This is a genomic window from Maritalea sp., from assembly GCF_051251695.1.
GTDB lineage: Bacteria > Pseudomonadota > Alphaproteobacteria > Rhizobiales > Devosiaceae > Maritalea.
On record NZ_JBPOEU010000017.1, the window covers coordinates 1 to 15,497 of the forward strand.

Annotated in this window: 18 protein-coding genes and 1 pseudogene; 9 read left to right on the forward strand and 10 right to left on the reverse strand. The window is 48.8% G+C overall.

The window, feature by feature from the left end; translation table 11 throughout:
* Positions 1-129: 129 nt before the first annotated feature.
* From ACSHWX_RS11475 to ACSHWX_RS11485, 3 genes and pseudogenes are all read right to left on the reverse strand, one after another.
* Positions 130-333: pseudogene (locus ACSHWX_RS11475) on the reverse strand (IS6 family transposase); the annotation flags it as partial.
* A gap of 34 nt (positions 334-367) precedes the next feature.
* Positions 368-526, reverse strand: a complete 159-nt coding sequence (locus ACSHWX_RS11480) for a hypothetical protein (RefSeq protein WP_435668362.1) — start codon at positions 524-526, stop codon at positions 368-370.
* 194 nt (positions 527-720) lie between these two features.
* Positions 721-1,035, reverse strand: coding sequence for a Dabb family protein (locus tag ACSHWX_RS11485; RefSeq protein WP_435668363.1), 315 nt, complete (start codon positions 1,033-1,035; stop codon positions 721-723).
* A 95-nt stretch (positions 1,036-1,130) separates the two neighbouring features.
* Between ACSHWX_RS11485 and ACSHWX_RS11490 the strand changes: the two genes are divergently transcribed.
* Positions 1,131-1,652: an HD domain-containing protein gene (locus ACSHWX_RS11490; protein WP_435668364.1), complete on the forward strand. Its 522-nt coding sequence runs from the start codon at positions 1,131-1,133 to the stop codon at positions 1,650-1,652.
* A gap of 4 nt (positions 1,653-1,656) precedes the next feature.
* Here ACSHWX_RS11490 and ACSHWX_RS11495 read toward each other — a convergent pair whose 3' ends face one another.
* Positions 1,657-2,538 (reverse strand): sigma-70 family RNA polymerase sigma factor, encoded by an 882-nt coding sequence (locus ACSHWX_RS11495; RefSeq protein WP_435668365.1) that lies wholly within the window; start codon positions 2,536-2,538, stop codon positions 1,657-1,659.
* A 280-nt stretch (positions 2,539-2,818) separates the two neighbouring features.
* On the opposite strand from ACSHWX_RS11495, the gene ACSHWX_RS11500 reads away from it, so the two are divergent.
* Complete coding sequence (locus tag ACSHWX_RS11500; protein WP_435668366.1) at positions 2,819-3,613, forward strand: DUF2189 domain-containing protein; 795 nt, start codon at positions 2,819-2,821, stop codon at positions 3,611-3,613.
* An 11-nt stretch (positions 3,614-3,624) separates the two neighbouring features.
* On the opposite strand, the gene ACSHWX_RS11505 is transcribed toward ACSHWX_RS11500, so the two are convergent.
* Positions 3,625-4,674, reverse strand: coding sequence for a glutathione S-transferase C-terminal domain-containing protein (locus ACSHWX_RS11505; RefSeq protein WP_435668367.1), 1,050 nt, complete (start codon positions 4,672-4,674; stop codon positions 3,625-3,627).
* A gap of 325 nt (positions 4,675-4,999) precedes the next feature.
* On the opposite strand from ACSHWX_RS11505, the gene ACSHWX_RS11510 reads away from it, so the two are divergent.
* On the forward strand, positions 5,000-5,431 hold the full coding sequence (locus ACSHWX_RS11510; RefSeq protein ID WP_435668368.1) for a MarR family winged helix-turn-helix transcriptional regulator: 432 nt from the start codon (positions 5,000-5,002) through the stop codon (positions 5,429-5,431).
* Between the two features lie 9 nt (positions 5,432-5,440).
* Positions 5,441-6,154: a deiodinase-like protein gene (locus ACSHWX_RS11515; protein WP_435668369.1), complete on the forward strand. Its 714-nt coding sequence runs from the start codon at positions 5,441-5,443 to the stop codon at positions 6,152-6,154.
* Here ACSHWX_RS11515 and ACSHWX_RS11520 read toward each other — a convergent pair.
* The 5 genes from ACSHWX_RS11520 to hemC all read right to left on the reverse strand — a co-directional run bounded on the left by ACSHWX_RS11520 (position 6,151) and on the right by hemC (position 11,760).
* Entirely contained in the window at positions 6,151-7,116 is a 966-nt protein-coding gene (locus tag ACSHWX_RS11520) for a hypothetical protein (RefSeq protein WP_435668370.1), read from the reverse strand. The genes ACSHWX_RS11515 and ACSHWX_RS11520 overlap by 4 nt on opposite strands.
* Positions 7,117-7,264: 148 nt before the next feature.
* On the reverse strand, positions 7,265-8,674 hold the full coding sequence (locus ACSHWX_RS11525; RefSeq protein ID WP_435668371.1) for a heme biosynthesis protein HemY: 1,410 nt from the start codon (positions 8,672-8,674) through the stop codon (positions 7,265-7,267).
* Positions 8,671-10,026, reverse strand: a complete 1,356-nt coding sequence (locus ACSHWX_RS11530) for a COG4223 family protein (protein WP_435668372.1) — start codon at positions 10,024-10,026, stop codon at positions 8,671-8,673. The genes ACSHWX_RS11525 and ACSHWX_RS11530 overlap by 4 nt, the downstream gene beginning before the upstream one ends.
* A 52-nt stretch (positions 10,027-10,078) precedes the next feature.
* Complete coding sequence (locus ACSHWX_RS11535; protein ID WP_435668373.1) at positions 10,079-10,810, reverse strand: uroporphyrinogen-III synthase; 732 nt, start codon at positions 10,808-10,810, stop codon at positions 10,079-10,081.
* Entirely contained in the window at positions 10,810-11,760 is a 951-nt protein-coding gene (hemC, locus tag ACSHWX_RS11540; RefSeq protein ID WP_435668374.1) for a hydroxymethylbilane synthase, read from the reverse strand. The genes ACSHWX_RS11535 and hemC overlap by 1 nt, the downstream gene beginning before the upstream one ends.
* An 82-nt stretch (positions 11,761-11,842) precedes the next feature.
* On the opposite strand from hemC, the gene tsaD reads away from it, so the two are divergent.
* From tsaD to ACSHWX_RS11565, 5 genes are all read left to right on the forward strand, one after another.
* The gene (gene tsaD, locus ACSHWX_RS11545; RefSeq protein WP_435668375.1) at positions 11,843-12,931 is read left to right on the forward strand and encodes a tRNA (adenosine(37)-N6)-threonylcarbamoyltransferase complex transferase subunit TsaD; all 1,089 of its coding nucleotides are present in this window, start codon (positions 11,843-11,845) and stop codon (positions 12,929-12,931) included.
* Positions 12,924-13,919, forward strand: coding sequence for an NAD(P)H-dependent glycerol-3-phosphate dehydrogenase (locus ACSHWX_RS11550; protein WP_435668376.1), 996 nt, complete (start codon positions 12,924-12,926; stop codon positions 13,917-13,919). Before tsaD ends, ACSHWX_RS11550 begins: the two co-directional genes overlap by 8 nt.
* A gap of 107 nt (positions 13,920-14,026) precedes the next feature.
* Complete coding sequence (locus ACSHWX_RS11555) at positions 14,027-14,323, forward strand: YciI family protein (RefSeq protein WP_435668377.1); 297 nt, start codon at positions 14,027-14,029, stop codon at positions 14,321-14,323.
* Positions 14,323-14,739 carry an EVE domain-containing protein gene (locus ACSHWX_RS11560; RefSeq protein WP_435668378.1) on the forward strand — a complete coding sequence of 139 codons (417 nt, stop codon included), beginning with the start codon at positions 14,323-14,325 and terminating at the stop codon, positions 14,737-14,739. Before ACSHWX_RS11555 ends, ACSHWX_RS11560 begins: the two co-directional genes overlap by 1 nt.
* A 62-nt stretch (positions 14,740-14,801) precedes the next feature.
* Positions 14,802-15,230 (forward strand): DUF1761 domain-containing protein, encoded by a 429-nt coding sequence (locus tag ACSHWX_RS11565; protein WP_435668379.1) that lies wholly within the window; start codon positions 14,802-14,804, stop codon positions 15,228-15,230.
* Positions 15,231-15,497 lie beyond the last annotated feature (267 nt).

The following is a 15,497-nucleotide window of genomic DNA, read 5'->3' on the forward strand; positions in this document are numbered from 1 at the left end:
TCGGCTCGACTGCGACCTGAGCAATAAACCCGGAAAATGCTCCAACTGGGTGGTCTAAAAAGTGGGAGCACGTCACAAACCGACAAATTCTCAAAATAAATGGAGGAGAGTTGGGTCTCAGGTCAGAGTATATGCCAAAACCCAGCGATTGATGGTGCTATGATCAACCTCAAACCCGCGTTCGAGAAACATTTCTTCCAGATCGCGATAGCTGAGCGGATAGCGCAAGTACCAAGCAACGGCCTGAACGATCAGCCACGCTTCAAACTGGCGTTCTTTGAGGTCACTTTTCGATTGGCGCTTCAGTTTTTCAACAATGCTATTCAGAATCATAACGCAGAACTCCACAAATTCGGAGTTCGTTTCATCATTCAAATATCAAAACCGGGTTAACGGTGAAACTTTGCGACAGGCCCGTTTTAAGCGCGTGAGCAGATTTTCCACCAGCATTTTGCCCCCCAGATTGCTCGATTCTGTGCAATTGCTGGCGTAAATTTGTAAGCTCTTGATGTCTGTCCTTATGCATTTGTTCGCCCGCCAAGTTCTACATGTTTTGGCTAGAGCCTTGATGTGACTCTTAAATTCCAGACTCCCTAAATGTTCATGTTTTGTTCTATATGTCAATTTGAATGTGAAACGGAGGGTAGGACAATGCGTTGCGCAAAAGCGAATGACGCCATCTGTTTTGATCTATAGATTTTCAGAACGTCAATGTTGTCTTCAACTCGCAACGTCTAAATCAAACACAATAATTCCGTTCGCACCATTGTTGCAAAGATCGCATAGACGGCCGCCCAAAGCCTGGTGCGTGGGGTGTATCGCATAGGCTTCTAGTGCGGCCTTATTGGAAAAGTGGATCACGAAACCTGCATTGAAGGCCAATGATTTTTGTTCAAAATCCCGATTGGGGCCAAAATCAAATTTCTCAACACCATCAAGACCACGGCTGAACTCTGACAGTTCAGAAAGGATCGCTTGTTGTTCGGCGGCATCCACATCATCTCTAAAATCACAAAATACACAGTGAAGGATCACGCTTTTGCTCCCATTTTCAAAATTACGATTTTTATCTGCTCATAATTTATCAGTTACGGGGTACATTGTCTGGTAAAATTGGTGTGGAGCTTGAAATGATGAACCTCAAACAAGCAAATGATCAACTCAATAAGCACCTTGGCCAAAGTGCAAAGGCAAGTCATTCGCGTGTTGTTGCATATTTAATGCGTGAGCTGGCCCAAATGTTACGCCAAGATAGAGGGCTATGGGAGGTCGTCGGACTTGTCCATGACTTGGACGAAAATGTCACCAAAAACGACCGCTCGCGGCATGGCATGGTCACTGCGGAATGGTTGGATGGTCAGCTTTCTCAAGAAGCATTGGAGGCGATCAAGGCACATGACCATCGAACAGGGGTCAAGGCTGAAACGAAAGTAGCGGATGCATTAAAACTGGCGGATGCGTTGGCTATTGCAGATGAGGACGCAGGACGTGCGCACATGGTTGAGATCGGTTCACGCATCGGCCAGAAACGACTTTTAGATCATCTAGGACACCGACCATACTTGCTTCCAATTATAGTTGAAAAGGCAGAGTGCTTGGGCATTGATTTAAAACATATTGCCGACATTGTGAAAGATGCGCCCGCACAATAACCACTTATTCAAACACCACATGCCCCAACTTCTCTGGGTTGCGGACGATGTAAAGTTGGGCGATTTGTCCGGCGTCTGTCCAATCGATGGACCATGTTTGCAAGCTACCGTCTGGCTCTTTTATTAAAATGCCGGGGTTGGCATTAATGGAAATGAGTTTAAAGGCGAACGCTTTTGGTTGTGGGTTTTTCTTCAATAGGTTGACAAAAAATCGCATGATCTTTTCTCGCCCATAAATGGGGTTAAAGGTTGCGCTTTTGATGCCGCCACCATCGGTTACCATGACGGCGTCATCGGCTAAGAATTTTGAAAAGCCGTCTAGGTCGCCGGTTTTTAGGGCTTGGTGAAATGACGTGATGAGTGGCTCTTGTATTTTGTGCGCTGGTCGTGTTTCAGGCCGATGATCACGCACCTTTTGCCGCGCTCGGGAAGCCAATTTACGGCAACTTGGCTCTGAGCGGTCTAAGGTATTTGCGATCTCATCAAAGCCTAAATCAAAAACGTCATGTAATAAAAAGGCGGCGCGTTCGGCGGGGGAGAGCTTTTCTAGCGTTAGGATGAGCGCAAAAGAAACATCGTCGGCAATTTCTTTGGCGTGATCAGGTCGCATTTTATCACCCAGATTATTTTGTTCGAGCAACGGTTCGGGCAACCACGCGCCGATATATGTTTCTCTTTTGCGCTTTGTGGCGCGCAGTTGATCAAGACAAAGGCGGGTCACAATGGTGGAAAGAAAACTGGGCGGGCTATCAATTACTGTTTGATCGATATTGTGCCAACGCACCCACGCATCTTGAATGATATCTTCAGCCTCGGTGACAGATCCAAGCATTCGATAAGCGAGCCCCATGAGGCGAGGACGTTGTTTTTCAAAAATGTCGGTCATTTGCCGCGTCCTCTTTTCATTCATATCTACCAATATAGACGTATCAGGGCAGTAAAAAGTGACATGTCTGGTCACAAATTATGCCTTTCAACGAAAAATCAACGGCAGTCGCAGCTGGGTTTTCTACTTTTGTGGGGCGGGTTTATACCGCCTTGAAACGGGCGAAAAACATCTCAAATGTTGCAACTTGAAAGATCTAGATTCCAATATTTGAATTGCGATAGATCATTGCATCCACCGATATATGGGATAATTTAAGTTTACCTTGAGGGGGGGATCAATGAGCGAACAAAGCAAAACAGCCTATCAGCCGCCGAAACTACCGGCCGTAAAATCAATTACATTTGACCATGTGCGCGCGGCGCTACTGGCTGGGTGGCAGGATTTTTTAAAGGCGCCGATCTATGGGTTGGTGTTTGGCGGATTTTATGTCGTCGGGGGCTTGCTGATTTGGGCCGGATTGATGCTGTACAATATGCCATGGATGATCATTCCGGTGGCGATTGGGTTTCCCTTGGTTGGCCCCTTTGTGGCGGTCGGGCTTTATGAGGTTAGCCGTCGTTTGCTGGATGGCAAACCGCTCATATGGCGTGAAATTTTTCTGCTGATATTGGGCCAGCGGGAACGTCAACTTGGCTGGATGGCATTTGTGGTGCTGTTTATCTTCTGGGTATGGATATATCAAATTAGACTGCTGCTGGCGCTGTTCTTAGGCTTTAAGAGCTTTTCTTCCATTGGCGAATTTGTCAGCGTGATCACCACAACGCCCGAAGGGATCGGGTTTTTGATTGTGGGCACTTTGGTTGGTGCGGGTATTGCGTTTGTTCTTTATGCCTCTACCGTCGTGGCTATGCCCTTGCTAATGGACAGGGACATCGACTTTGTGTCGGCGATTATTGTCAGCTTTAAATCTGTCTTGAGCAATCTGGTGCCAATGCTTGGATTTGCCCTGATTGTTGGGGTCTTGACGACCATCGCCATGGTGCCAGCCTTTTTGGGGCTTTTGATTGTGCTGCCGGTTTTAGGGCATGCCACTTGGCACCTTTATGGTCAGGTGGTTGAAACCAGCACATAGCTCAGGTTCAATTATTGTGCCAGTTCGGGGTGTTCGTAGGCTTCGGGATAGGTCATGGGAAAAGAGGGGCCCAACGGGACCACATTGTTCCATGATCGGCCAAAATATCCTTGGCGGCAATGTATCAGCGAACCACTTGATGCCACGCCGGGCAATGCAAAGACCCGACATAGCCAGCGCCAAAGATGCGGGTAGTTTAAAATTTTCGCGCCATTTAACTTCATGCGCAAATAATAGACCGGGTCGTGCCGGTAAAGGGTTGGGAAAAGGCGTAAATCGGCTTCTGTAAAATGCTCACCTGTTAAAAACGGACGATCATCTTTTGCGAGGCGGTTTTCCAACATATTAAGGGCGTTGAAGTAGTTTTCATACGCGGTGGCGTAGATGGTTTGGTCGGACGAAAACCCGGCTTTATATGCGCCATTATTGATGTTCACATAGATGAAATGATTGAGCTCATCAATTTCATCCCGTACGGCCGCGTTGCCTTGACCTTCCGGATAGAGGTCAGGCCGCTCTGCATCTGAAAAAGAACTGCCAAGTTGTTTGGCCTGCTTGTTGAGCATGCGCACGATCTCGGCGCTTTCATTCGTTACAATTTGCTTTTGCTTTTTATCATAAAGAATGGGCACCGAAGCTTCGCTTGAGCCTTCGGCTTGATAGATTTGTGTGGCCAATCGGAACTGATTTCCGGTGGCAGTTTCAAATGTACATTCAGCCAATGTGTCGCCACTCAGCGTTGCGATGCGCGTTGGGTTAAACTCCCAACGCCCAGCCTCAACAGGGTCATCTTCAGTTGTGCGATTGGGGAAGGCAACATCCATGGTGACGGTTTCAGAAAGGCCCAAAACACTTCTCGCCATCGTTACACGGTGGCACCAAGGGCAATTGAGGGCGACAAAAAGATGATACCGATCGGGCGCTGCAGGAAACTCATCCGCTTCGCCAAGTATGCTGCGAAACGCGCTAACACCGCGAACGAATTCTCCCTTTTTCCGGCGTGCCGCCGCATCGGTTTGAGATTCTTCGGTTGAGGTATCGGTGCGATCAGTTGGGGACATTTGGGTGCTCGTATTGTTCATATTCAATAAAACGGGCCGTGACTTGGTTTAAGTCACGACCCATCTCAATATTCTAAAAAGGCATAAGCCTTGTGGCATGCAGATGAGAGCTGCATTTTGCCCCGAAAGGAGTTGATTTAGCGGTGCGTTGGCTCCGCTTGCATCACCCCAATTCCAAAGCCCAAACCTTTTTGTGAATAATGATTAGACATCGGATCACCTCCTCTCAGCTGTTAATGTTGCCCTCAGATTGATCGCGAAATAGGAATTCGTCAAGAAAAACTTAGTTGATTGTATATTACAACTATTGTATATTGCAGCTATTATGATGGATTTTGAAGACATATCGTTGCACTGGATTAACCGTTTGGGGTTTCTTATCCGGCGTGAATTGGCCGATCGATTTAAGGCCAATGGTCACAATATTGGGGCTGAAGAATGGGCAGTTCTGTTGCACCTATGGCGTCAGGATGGTCTTGCCCCCAGTGATATTGCAGATGCGACCATTAAAGACCGCACCACCATCACCAGGTTCATCGATGGTATGGAAAAAAAGGGTCTGGTCACCCGAAAAGCGGACCCTAAGGATCGGAGGCGGTTTCAAATTGTTTTGACCGAGCAGGGGCGTGATCTTGAGGCGCAACTGGTGCCGATTGCAAAAGAGCTTATTGGCCAAGCTCATGCAGGGTTGAACCAAGATGAGCAAAAAACATTGGTATCTTTGTTGCGCAAAATGACAGGCAATTTAACCGGATAGGAGCGAAAAATGACTGAGTATAATTATGCTGAATTTTCAACAGGCGACTATAATTTGACCACCTTTCATGGGCCGCAATTGGGCACGAAGGCACCAAATTTCACGCTGCAAGACGTTGGTGGCGAAGAAGTTGATTTACTTGGTTTTGATGGGCAGTTCTTGGTGCTGGAAATTGGCTCTATCACATGTCCTCTTTTCCAAGGGCGACGGGGTGGCATGACCGATTTGGTCAAGAAATATCCCAATATTGATTTTGCGGTTTTGTATGTGCGTGAAGCGCATCCGGGCAAAAGTATCGGCGCTCACGACAATTTTGATCAAAAGAAAGCATGTGCCACCCGTCTGGCTGCAGACGGTGAAGGCCGTCGCATTCTGGTGGATGATTTTGAAGGCACTGCGCACAGTGCCTATGGGTCATATCCAAATGCGGTTTTTATCATCAATAAAAACGGCTGTGTATTGTTCCGGGCTGATTGGAACAACCCGGGCGCAACAGCAAAAGCGTTGAAAAACTTGCTCAATGGCAAACCGGCGAATGTGAAGAGCTACTTTAAACCAGCACGTCCCGATATTGTTGTTAAAACAATGAAGGATAGCGGCAAAGGATCGCTCGCGGATTTCCTGAAGGGATTGCCCATATTGATCTGGAAGAACCTCATCCGGCGCAATTTTTTATTGCTGTTCAATCGCGAACCCAAAGTGATGCCAAACGCTGATTGCTAATTTATGGCAAATGGCCCCCGGCAGCTTTCATGATCCTGAGAAAGCTGCAGCCGCACCTCAGGCGATGTCATATCATAGGACAAAAGCGCTTCTGCCAAGTCTAACTTTTGGGTGAATTTGGCGGCGGTAAAAATATCATTTTGTGCGAGAGCCAATTGGCCATCAGCATAGATGTTGAACGAAAATCCAAAATGATGCTTGAACACATAGGCAGAAAAGGCTTGAGCAAATTGTTCTTTTGGTGAGCAGATATCGTATGCTCGGGTAAAACCGCTATCCTTGTCCAAATCAATGGAAATTTTTGCTTGCGATTTGCTTTCTAAAAAGCTGCAATTATTGGATGGCGCAATTGTGCTGTTGGCCGCTTGATCAGTTTTTGTGCAATGTTGAGGCCCATTTTGTAAATATATTTGCTCAATATGGTGGGCGATTTCGTGGGCATAGGCGACAGCAAATCCGGGATCAAAAACCAGGTCTGGTTCTTTAGATTGTTGAAACTCAATCCAGAGTTCACGCCGGTCAGCATATTTAACAAAAAGATCTTTGAATTTGTAACCCGCATGGGCCCATAAAACCCTGTCGGCAAAAAGGAATTCTCGGTTTTTCAACATGCTCCAAGCAATGCTCATTTGGCCATCTTCATAAAAAAGGCCACCCGGCGCCTGATCGAGATAGTGAACGAAATTGATCCGCTCAAGGGAACATGTTGCTTGTTTGACAAGCGGCGGCGAATTCAGAAAAACACGGATGAATTCGAGGTCTGCGTTGGGAAAGTCAGGGTCTGACTTTTGGCATTCCCCGTCCCGATCTGGACGGTCTTGAAAACAAACATAGTCTTGGATCGGTTTAGCGCACTCAATCTCAAACTGCGAACGTAACACCACATATTCGTGAAAAACGGGAACCGTTGCGATGAGCGAAACGAGGAAGAATGTGCCGACAAAAAGTGGATAAAAGCGCATGTTGGAGCTTCAATAAGTTTTAAATTTCATAAAGCTTACCCGCCATCGGCATAACTGACCAGTAAAATACATCTCAACGAATGCAAAGGAAAGTCGGCTAGCGGTTGGAGGAGCTACCAATCGTTTATTGGACCATCATGAATTTGCCTTAAGCCTTTATGTCGTCAGGATCTTTTTCTGTCTGTTGAGCAATCAAAGCTGTTTTAGAAACGTCGAGCGCGTCTGGCTTGGGTTCGCTATTATTGACCGGCGCTTCCCGGCTGGTCGTTGACTTACTCACCGCACGTTGGGGCATTTTCCACTCGAAACTGTCCAACTTGCCGCTTAGCGGCGATGTTGGTTCCCATTCGTCAGAACTGATCCCGTCGCCTATCCAGCTATTATCTGGGTGGGCTGTAATTGCCCGGCCAAGCCAAGCGCGTGCTTTGCCTTGATCGCCGGTTTGACCCTGCTCGATTTGAGCCATCAATGTACAAACCGATTGTGTGGGGTCTTTGTCGACGAAGGGTTGCAGTGCGGCGCGGGCTAAATCCCATTCATGGGCTTCTACTGCGGCGGTTGCGAGAACAACTTGTGCGTCCAGATCGGTGCTGACTTCTGAGACTAAGCTTTTGGTGCGCTTAAGCCGTTCAACCGCAGACGCGCCGGGTTGGGCGTTTGCATAAAGCAAAGCAATATGTGGGTGCGGGTTGGCCCGCCAAACGCGGCGTAATAGGCCAGACGCTTTACGCACTTCGCCACGATTGATGTAAATACGCGCAGCGATTAGTGCGGCAGGCACAAATTCGGGGATGCGTTTGAGCGCTTCCGTCGCGAATTGGATCGCTTTATCCGGGTCGCTGTCTTCGGTCTGTTTGGCGATTGCGGTGCGCAACACGCCATCCATCCGTTTTGTTTTGGCCTTATCTGCCCGAGAAGTGGGCATATTGGCAAGATGTTCAAGCGCTTCTTCAAACCGGTCGTTTTTGGTCAAATCATCGAAAACGGCCTGACTGGCCCATTCAAGTTTTGGGGCAAGGGTGACGGCCTTTTGCGCAAATTTTAGGGCGGCATCGGTGCGGTTTTGGCGGGTGGCTTGTTCATAAAGCCCGGAAAGTGCGGCAATAGCGGTATCTGGGTTGGCGATCATTTCGCGATATTGTTCGCGCGCATCACTCCAATTACCCAGATCAACACTGGCTTGGGCTTCTAGCAACTGCGCGGCGCTGTTGCCACCAAGTTTTACACGAGCTTCACGGGCCAATTGTTTCGCCCGAGCTGGATCGCCAGTTTGTAGGGCGATAATGGCGTTTGAGAGCGCATCAACACCCCGGTTTTGCTTTCGTTTGGCCGCGACGCGGGAAAAGAGCGCAGGGATGCCAAAAATCCGGCGCAAAATTGCCCAGACGAAAATGGTCACCAGCACAAGCACAACGAGGCCGAAAATGGTAAGGCCAAGGCCGGGTTGCATCTGATAGCCAAAAGCTTCAATCGTTACGTTGCCCGGCAGGCTAATAATCCAACTTGCGCCAAGCGCGATGGCTAAAGAAATTGCAACAACGAGCAGCATGCGGATCATTGATTTGTTCCTTGAGGTGAAGTTGCCAATTCTAGCGCCATGCGCTGTGCCTCAGAGAATAACTGATGGGCGCTGAATGTTGCGTTAAGCTTTTCCCCAAAATCACCAGCGAGGGCTTTCATGTTCTGTGGCAGTTGCTCGAACGTAGACTTGGCGGCTGAAAGGTCTTCTGCCTCAAGCGCTGCTTCGATGCGGGCGACTAAAGCTAACGGGTTATCCCCTGATTGATCAAGCGGACGTAAGCCAATTGCAGATTTTGCTTGGGCGGCCAACTTGTCATACCATGCTGCATCAGCAGGCAGGTCGGCGCTGTCTTTAACGAATAATGGGATCTGTTGAGCAAATGTCGCGCTTAGCTCACTTAAGGTGCTGACGCCGGTCGCCGCGTTTGACAGCGCTTGTTCTGATGGTTCCAAATCAGGCAAAATCTCAATCGCGCCTGAAAGATAACTAGCATAAGGGGTTCCAGAATGTATGGCGCTGTCCCACGCATTTAGAATAAGGGGCAAATTGGCTGTCGCAGGTTGCTCAATAATTGCGGGTTCTTCTTCAACCTTGGCCGACAGTGTGGCGAGAGATTGGACTAAGGTTTCAGTCTCAGATTTTAGCGCTTTGATGGCGTCCGAATTTACGTTTTGTCCCCGCGCGATCGAAGCGATTTGGGCGATCGTTTGTTCAAGTCGTTCGTTTTGCAGCAATCCTTGTTCAACGGCGGTTGAATTGTCCGGAGACAGTTCAATGATTGAGGATTTCAGCGCGGCAAGTTCAGTTTTCAAGTTTTCCAAATCGGGCGAAATGTCGATTGAAGCACTATTGTCGTTTAGGCCTGCAATCGTGGTTTCAAGCGCCAATAGCTGATCGTCTAGTTCAGCTTGGGCCGCGGTGAAATCTTCAAATTGTTCTGCGCTTACCAGACCATCAAGATCTTGTTTTTGTGCAAACTTTGAAGTGTCGATAGCGGGCGCGTTCTCCAAATCGAAAATGCGCTTTTGCAATGTTTCCACGGCGGCTGAAAGTTCAGAGCGGGAGGCTGATTTTTCAAACGGCACGATATTGTTGTAGGCCATGAAGCCGATGGTTCCGGCACCCAATGTTGCGCCCAATAATGTGGCGATGACAATGGTGCCAATGTTTGAGCTTCGCTTTGCTTCAACTTTTGAAGTTGAAGAGGCGGAGCGCGGAGGTGATGTTGGTTTTGATGCGCTGGATGGTTTTGGCGACGAAGGGTTTGCGCCAACAGATGCAGATGCTGGTGCAACTGGCTTAGCGCCAGGTTTTACCGTTGGCTTTTCAGCAGGCTTTGCATCAATAATTGGAGGCTTTACGGGCCCTTTTTTGTCATCGTCAGCCATAGATCTAATTCCTTGTGCCGCCAAAACGGGAACATACTTGATTTAAGCTTTGTTATGCCGATTTGCTAGCAGACAGTTTATCAATTTGCGCAAAAAGTGCATTTTGGTTGGGTTCGTCTGCAACCACCCCATTTTGTGCCCCAGATGTTTTAAGATTATGCCAAATTGATGGCGATAAGCAGATAAATGTAAAGTCGGAAATTTTAAGGTCATTTTGCGTGCATAGATGGACAAAGTGTTGGGCCGCGCGTTGCGAATAAAGCAGTATCGCATCAATTTTGTTGGCTTTTAGTTTGTTGATCACTGGATTTGGCAAAGTTTTTGTTGGCATCATCTCGTAAACCGGGGCCAATTCCAACGCGACTTCAGTGTCGCGAAATGCATCCTCGATATCGGATTTTCGATCAATGGCGCACGGATAGAAATAGGGGCCAACCAAGCTCATTTTCTTGATCGTTGCGATCAAATCCTGCGCGTTGCCTTTGGCGTTTATGACATTGTGAAAACCGTTATTTTCCGCGACTTGCGCAGTTGTGTCGCCAACTGTGAAGCAGGGCAGCAATTGATGGCCGATTTCTAAGTCTGCTGATAGCACTGCTTTAACGGCATTGGCGGAGGTGAATATTGTCGCCACGATGTGGCGAGGGGACGGCAAATCAAAAGGTAATATTCGTTTGGAAAAAAGCGGCGCGGCCATTGGTGTGTGTCCCAACCCTAATAGGCTTGCGACGGTTTTTTGGCCGTCGGGGAAGGGTCTTGTCACCAATAGGGTTTTGCCGCTCATTATCTCACCTCGAAACTTTCAAAGAACTGCTCGCCTGCTTGTTTTCGCAAAATTTGTGACAGATGCTGACCTATTTGTTCGCAATCTGCAACATGGCCGGTGACTTCGCCTTCAAATGCGGCCTGGCCATCAAGGGATAATACCTGCCCGCTGAGCTTTAAGTCATTGCCATTGATTTCAGTAAACGCGCCAATTGGCGTGCGGCAAGAGCCGTCTAGTCCATGTAAATAGTGGCGCTCGGCTACAAGGGAAGCAGCGGTTGGCGCATGATTGAGTGGGGCGATAAGTTCGCGGGTGCGTTCGTCATTTTCTCGCGCTTCAATGCCGATGGCCCCTTGGGCGGGGGCGGGCATCAAAATGTTGGGGTCGATTAATTGCTTTGCAACGTGGGATTGGTCCAGTCTTAATAATCCTGCATATGCCAACAAGGTTGCATCAGCGACATTGTTTTCCAGCTTTGCCATGCGGGTTTGCACGTTGCCGCGAAATTCAACAATTTTAAGGTCTGGGCGCAGGCGGCGCATTTGTGCCGCGCGTCGGAGCGAAGACGTGCCGAATTGCGCACCCTGGGGAAGTTCTTCAACAGATCGATGGTGAAGTGAAACAAAGGCGTCTCGGATGTCTTCGCGTTCCAAAAAGGCGTAAAGCCCTAAGCCTTTGGGTAATTGGGTGGCGACGTCTTTTGACGAATGCACGCCGATGTCTACACGTCCCTCAAGTAGCGCAATTTCTATTTCCTTGGTGAACAAGCCTTTGCCGCCTACTTCGGACAATGGCCGGTCTTGAATGATGTCGCCTGAGGTTTTGATCACTTCAATATGAATGTCTTCAACAGGTACATTGTGGAATGTTGCGAGCCTAGAGCGCACCAATTTGGCTTGGTACAATGCCAACAACGAACCACGGGTTCCGATGCGCAAAAATGATTGTTTTTGTTGATTTGTTTGCAATGGGCTTTCCACTTGATGTAGGCAATAGCAACTTTTCACTATTGGGCTTATCTAATCACAACCTATGTCGCAAGCACACACAATGATTAATGGCACAACGATTGTTGGTACAACGATTTTGGGCATTGAAACCAGCTGCGATGAAACCGCAGCTTCCATTGTTGTGCGCCATCAAGATGGGCGCGGACAAATCATATCTAACGTTGTGCGTACGCAGCTTGATGAACATAAAGCATTTGGTGGTGTGGTACCTGAAATTGCCGCGCGTTCCCATGTGCAATGGCTGGATCACATCGTCGCACAGGCGCTGGAAGAAGCAAATATTGGATATGCTGATTTGGATGGGGTTGCCGCAACCGCCGGTCCGGGACTGATTGGCGGGGTGTTGGTTGGTTTGACCACGGCGAAAGCGATTGCCAAGGCGGCTGGAAAACCTCTGATCGCAGTCAATCATCTTGAGGGGCACGCGCTGACGGCCCGATTGACCGACAATATTGCCTTTCCTTTTTTGCTGCTGCTGGTTTCGGGTGGGCACAGTCAATTTGTTTTGGTGCGCGGTGTTGGTGACTATGAGCGCTGGGGCACGACTATTGACGATGCGCTGGGCGAGGCGTTTGATAAGGTCGCTAAAATGCTCAATTTGGGTTTCCCCGGTGGGCCGAAGGTTGAAGAATGGGCGCTGAAAGGCGATGCGACGCGGTTTAAGTTTCCGCGACCTTTGCTCAGAGAAAAGCGGCTCGATTTTTCATTTTCAGGTTTAAAAACGGCGGTGCGTTTGGCGGCGGAAGCGGCGGCACCTTTGTCGGATCAGGATGTGGCGGATATTTGCGCAAGCTTTCAGGCGACCATTGTGGCGGTGCTTGAAAAACGTTGTGACCAAGCGCTGGAGCGATTTGCAACTGAATTGCCCAACACGCCAATTCGCTTGGTGGTCGCTGGCGGGGTAGCAGCAAACAAGCAAATTGGCGCTGCACTGCAACATGTGGCAGAAAATAATGATGCTGAATTGATTGTGCCACCGCTAAATCTATGTACCGATAATGGCGCGATGATTGCTTGGGCGGGAGCTGAACGGCTTGTGCTTGGGCAAGTGAACAGTTCAAACTTTGCGGCGCGGCCACGATGGCCGCTGGATTCTGAGGACATGAAGATGGACTATATTCATGACTGAAGCTGAACAAATATTCGTTGTTGGTGCCGGGGCTTGGGGCGTTGCACTGGCCCATGCCACGGCTTTGAGCGGTTCCGATGTATGCCTTTGTGGTCGAGATCAAACTGTCGTTGATATGATCAACCAGCACCACACCAACCCACAATATCCTGCCGTCGCTAAGGTCGATAACAAAGTCTCGGCCCAAGTTGGCTATGAAGGCATTGCGGCTGCAAAAACCATCTTGGTGGTGGTGCCGGCCCAAGCCACGCGGCAAGCGCTTTTGGATATTGGCGTTAAAAACCTAGCGGGTAAAAATCTTGTTCTATGCGCTAAGGGGTTGGAGCAAGGCACGTTAAAACGGCAAAGTGAAATTGTGCGTGAAATCACGCCTGACGCTGTGGCTTACGCGCTTTCGGGGCCAAGCTTTGCCATCGATGTGGCGCAGTCTAAACCAACGGCGGTTACTCTTGCCGGGCCAGATATCGAACAAGCCCGTGCGATTGTGGACGTGTTGGCCGGACCAACATTTCGTCCCTATTCCAGCGACGATTTAGTTGGCGTTGAATTGGCGGGTGCATTGAAGAACATTTACGCGCTTGGTGCAGGTGCGGTTGAAGGTGCAGGACTAGGCTTTTCGGCCCGGTCGTCACTGATTGCCCGGGGTTTTGCTGAAATGGGGCGACTTGTTGAGGCGCTTGGTGGATCACCCGCCACGTTAAACGGGTTGGCCGGATTGGGCGATCTCACCATGAGTTGCACAGCGCGGGAAAGCCGCAATTACGAGTTTGGGTTTCGCTTGGGTGCAGGTGAAAGCGTACAAGAAATTTTGGATAGTGGCGCAAAACTCGCTGAAGGTGTTTTTTCAGCGCCGGTTGGGTTTAAGCTTGCCCAGCAAAACAGTGTTGATGTGCCGATCGTTGGCGCGGTAAATGCATTGCTTGTTGGTAAAGTGACGATTGATGTGTTGGTGGCCAATTTAATGGCCCGACCATTGCGTTCTGAATAGAGTTTTGCCGCTGAATTGGGTACAATTGATTGTCATTCGCCCTTGTACATTTGAGCGTGAACTGGAATATTCTGGCGACAGTTAATTCACACCAAAGAGGCACCAGCTTGTATTTTGTTATTTCAGGGCGCGATCAGCCCGACGCATTGGAAAAGCGCAAAGCAACGCGCGCGGCGCATTTGTCCTATTGGGGCGATTTGGGCGCGGATTTTAAGCTTGCAGGGCCGTATCTAGACGAAGATGGCAATCCTTCTGGTAGCCTGATTATCATCAAGGCACCGACTTTGTTGGCTGCCCGCACTTATGCGGAAGCTGACCCGTATGTCACCCAGGGTGTGTTTGAATCTGTTGGGGTAACTCAATGGATGTGGGCGGTAAATGCGCCAGCGGAGGACACTGAATAATGGCATATTGGCTATTTAAGAGCGAACCAAATAAATGGGGCTGGGACGATCAGGTCAAAAAGGGTGCGCCCGAAGAATGGGATGGCGTTCGCAACTATCAAGCGCGTAACAATATGCGTGAAATGAAGGTTGGCGATCTTGGTTTTTTCTATCATTCAATTGATGAAAAGCGGATTGTTGGCATTGTACGGGTCGCAGTTGAGGCGCATCCGGATAGCACCATTGATGATGCGCGTTGGGAATGCGTTGATATTGAAGCGGTTAAACCGCTTGAAACGCCGGTGACGCTTGAAGACGTAAAAGCGCATCCGGTGCTCTCAGAAATGGTGCTGGCAAACAATTCGCGGCTTTCCGTTCAGCCGCTTTCTGAAAAGGAATGGCAGATTATTTGCAAGTTGGGCGGCGTTTCAGCATAATTGGCTCTTGATCACTTTGCGTGATTGAGCAATTTGCAAACGCATGAGGGAGATTTGGGGACATGAACCACTTTGCAGATATTAACTGGCTTGCGGTGGTGCTGGCGGCAGTGGCCAGTATGGCATTGGGGATGGGCTGGTACACAATACTGGGCAATCAATGGATGCGGGCTTTGGGTAAAACCAAAGAACAAATAATGCCAGAGGGCAAAGGCTCGCCAATGCCGTTTGTCGTGGCTGGAATTTGTCAGGTTGTGATGGCCTATTTTGTGTTGCTACTCACCCGGGCGATCATGGCGACAAGCGCAACCGACGTGCAAATGTTGGACGCTGTGATCGTTGCTGCGCATATGTGGGTGGGTTTCATCATGACGGGCATGATTTTGAACCACACTTATCAGGGGCAAAAGCTATCTCTCACCATTATTGACGGGGGATATTTGCTCGGGGTGATGATTATTCAAGGCGTTGTTATCGGCCTGTTGGCATAAGTTCGATTTGAGTTGCGCCGAATATTGCAAATTTATTTGCGTTTTGTTCTGAACTATTCGGCGTCACTTTTCGTGTTGATCTGGATCAATTTCCCTGCGGTCTTTTGCGCGTTAATTATCCAAATTTATATATATTTTATAATACCTTAGCGTAAATATCCGACAATATATTTGGCGGCGATATCTCTTGTCTTGTTTTCAGTGTTTGTTAAGTGATGCGTCCCATACTTAATTGAAAAATACTGGCCATGATCCGGCAAATTATAT

What these genes read in the sequence shown, in the direction of transcription:
- ACSHWX_RS11480 (WP_435668362.1), bottom strand. Translation starts at nt 526, where the DNA reads ATGCATAAGGACAGACATCAAGAGCTTACAAATTTACGCCAGCAATTG.
- ACSHWX_RS11490 (WP_435668364.1), top strand. Translation starts at nt 1,131, where the DNA reads ATGATGAACCTCAAACAAGCAAATGATCAACTCAATAAGCACCTTGGC.
- ACSHWX_RS11495 (WP_435668365.1), bottom strand. Translation starts at nt 2,538, where the DNA reads ATGACCGACATTTTTGAAAAACAACGTCCTCGCCTCATGGGGCTCGCT.
- ACSHWX_RS11500 (WP_435668366.1), top strand. Translation starts at nt 2,819, where the DNA reads ATGAGCGAACAAAGCAAAACAGCCTATCAGCCGCCGAAACTACCGGCC.
- ACSHWX_RS11505 (WP_435668367.1), bottom strand. Translation starts at nt 4,674, where the DNA reads ATGTCCCCAACTGATCGCACCGATACCTCAACCGAAGAATCTCAAACC.
- ACSHWX_RS11510 (WP_435668368.1), top strand. Translation starts at nt 5,000, where the DNA reads ATGATGGATTTTGAAGACATATCGTTGCACTGGATTAACCGTTTGGGG.
- ACSHWX_RS11515 (WP_435668369.1), top strand. Translation starts at nt 5,441, where the DNA reads ATGACTGAGTATAATTATGCTGAATTTTCAACAGGCGACTATAATTTG.
- ACSHWX_RS11520 (WP_435668370.1), bottom strand. Translation starts at nt 7,116, where the DNA reads ATGCGCTTTTATCCACTTTTTGTCGGCACATTCTTCCTCGTTTCGCTC.
- ACSHWX_RS11525 (WP_435668371.1), bottom strand. Translation starts at nt 8,674, where the DNA reads ATGATCCGCATGCTGCTCGTTGTTGCAATTTCTTTAGCCATCGCGCTT.
- ACSHWX_RS11530 (WP_435668372.1), bottom strand. Translation starts at nt 10,026, where the DNA reads ATGGCTGACGATGACAAAAAAGGGCCCGTAAAGCCTCCAATTATTGAT.
- ACSHWX_RS11535 (WP_435668373.1), bottom strand. Translation starts at nt 10,810, where the DNA reads ATGAGCGGCAAAACCCTATTGGTGACAAGACCCTTCCCCGACGGCCAA.
- tsaD (WP_435668375.1), top strand. Translation starts at nt 11,843, where the DNA reads ATGATTAATGGCACAACGATTGTTGGTACAACGATTTTGGGCATTGAA.
- ACSHWX_RS11550 (WP_435668376.1), top strand. Translation starts at nt 12,924, where the DNA reads ATGACTGAAGCTGAACAAATATTCGTTGTTGGTGCCGGGGCTTGGGGC.
- ACSHWX_RS11560 (WP_435668378.1), top strand. Translation starts at nt 14,323, where the DNA reads ATGGCATATTGGCTATTTAAGAGCGAACCAAATAAATGGGGCTGGGAC.
- ACSHWX_RS11565 (WP_435668379.1), top strand. Translation starts at nt 14,802, where the DNA reads ATGAACCACTTTGCAGATATTAACTGGCTTGCGGTGGTGCTGGCGGCA.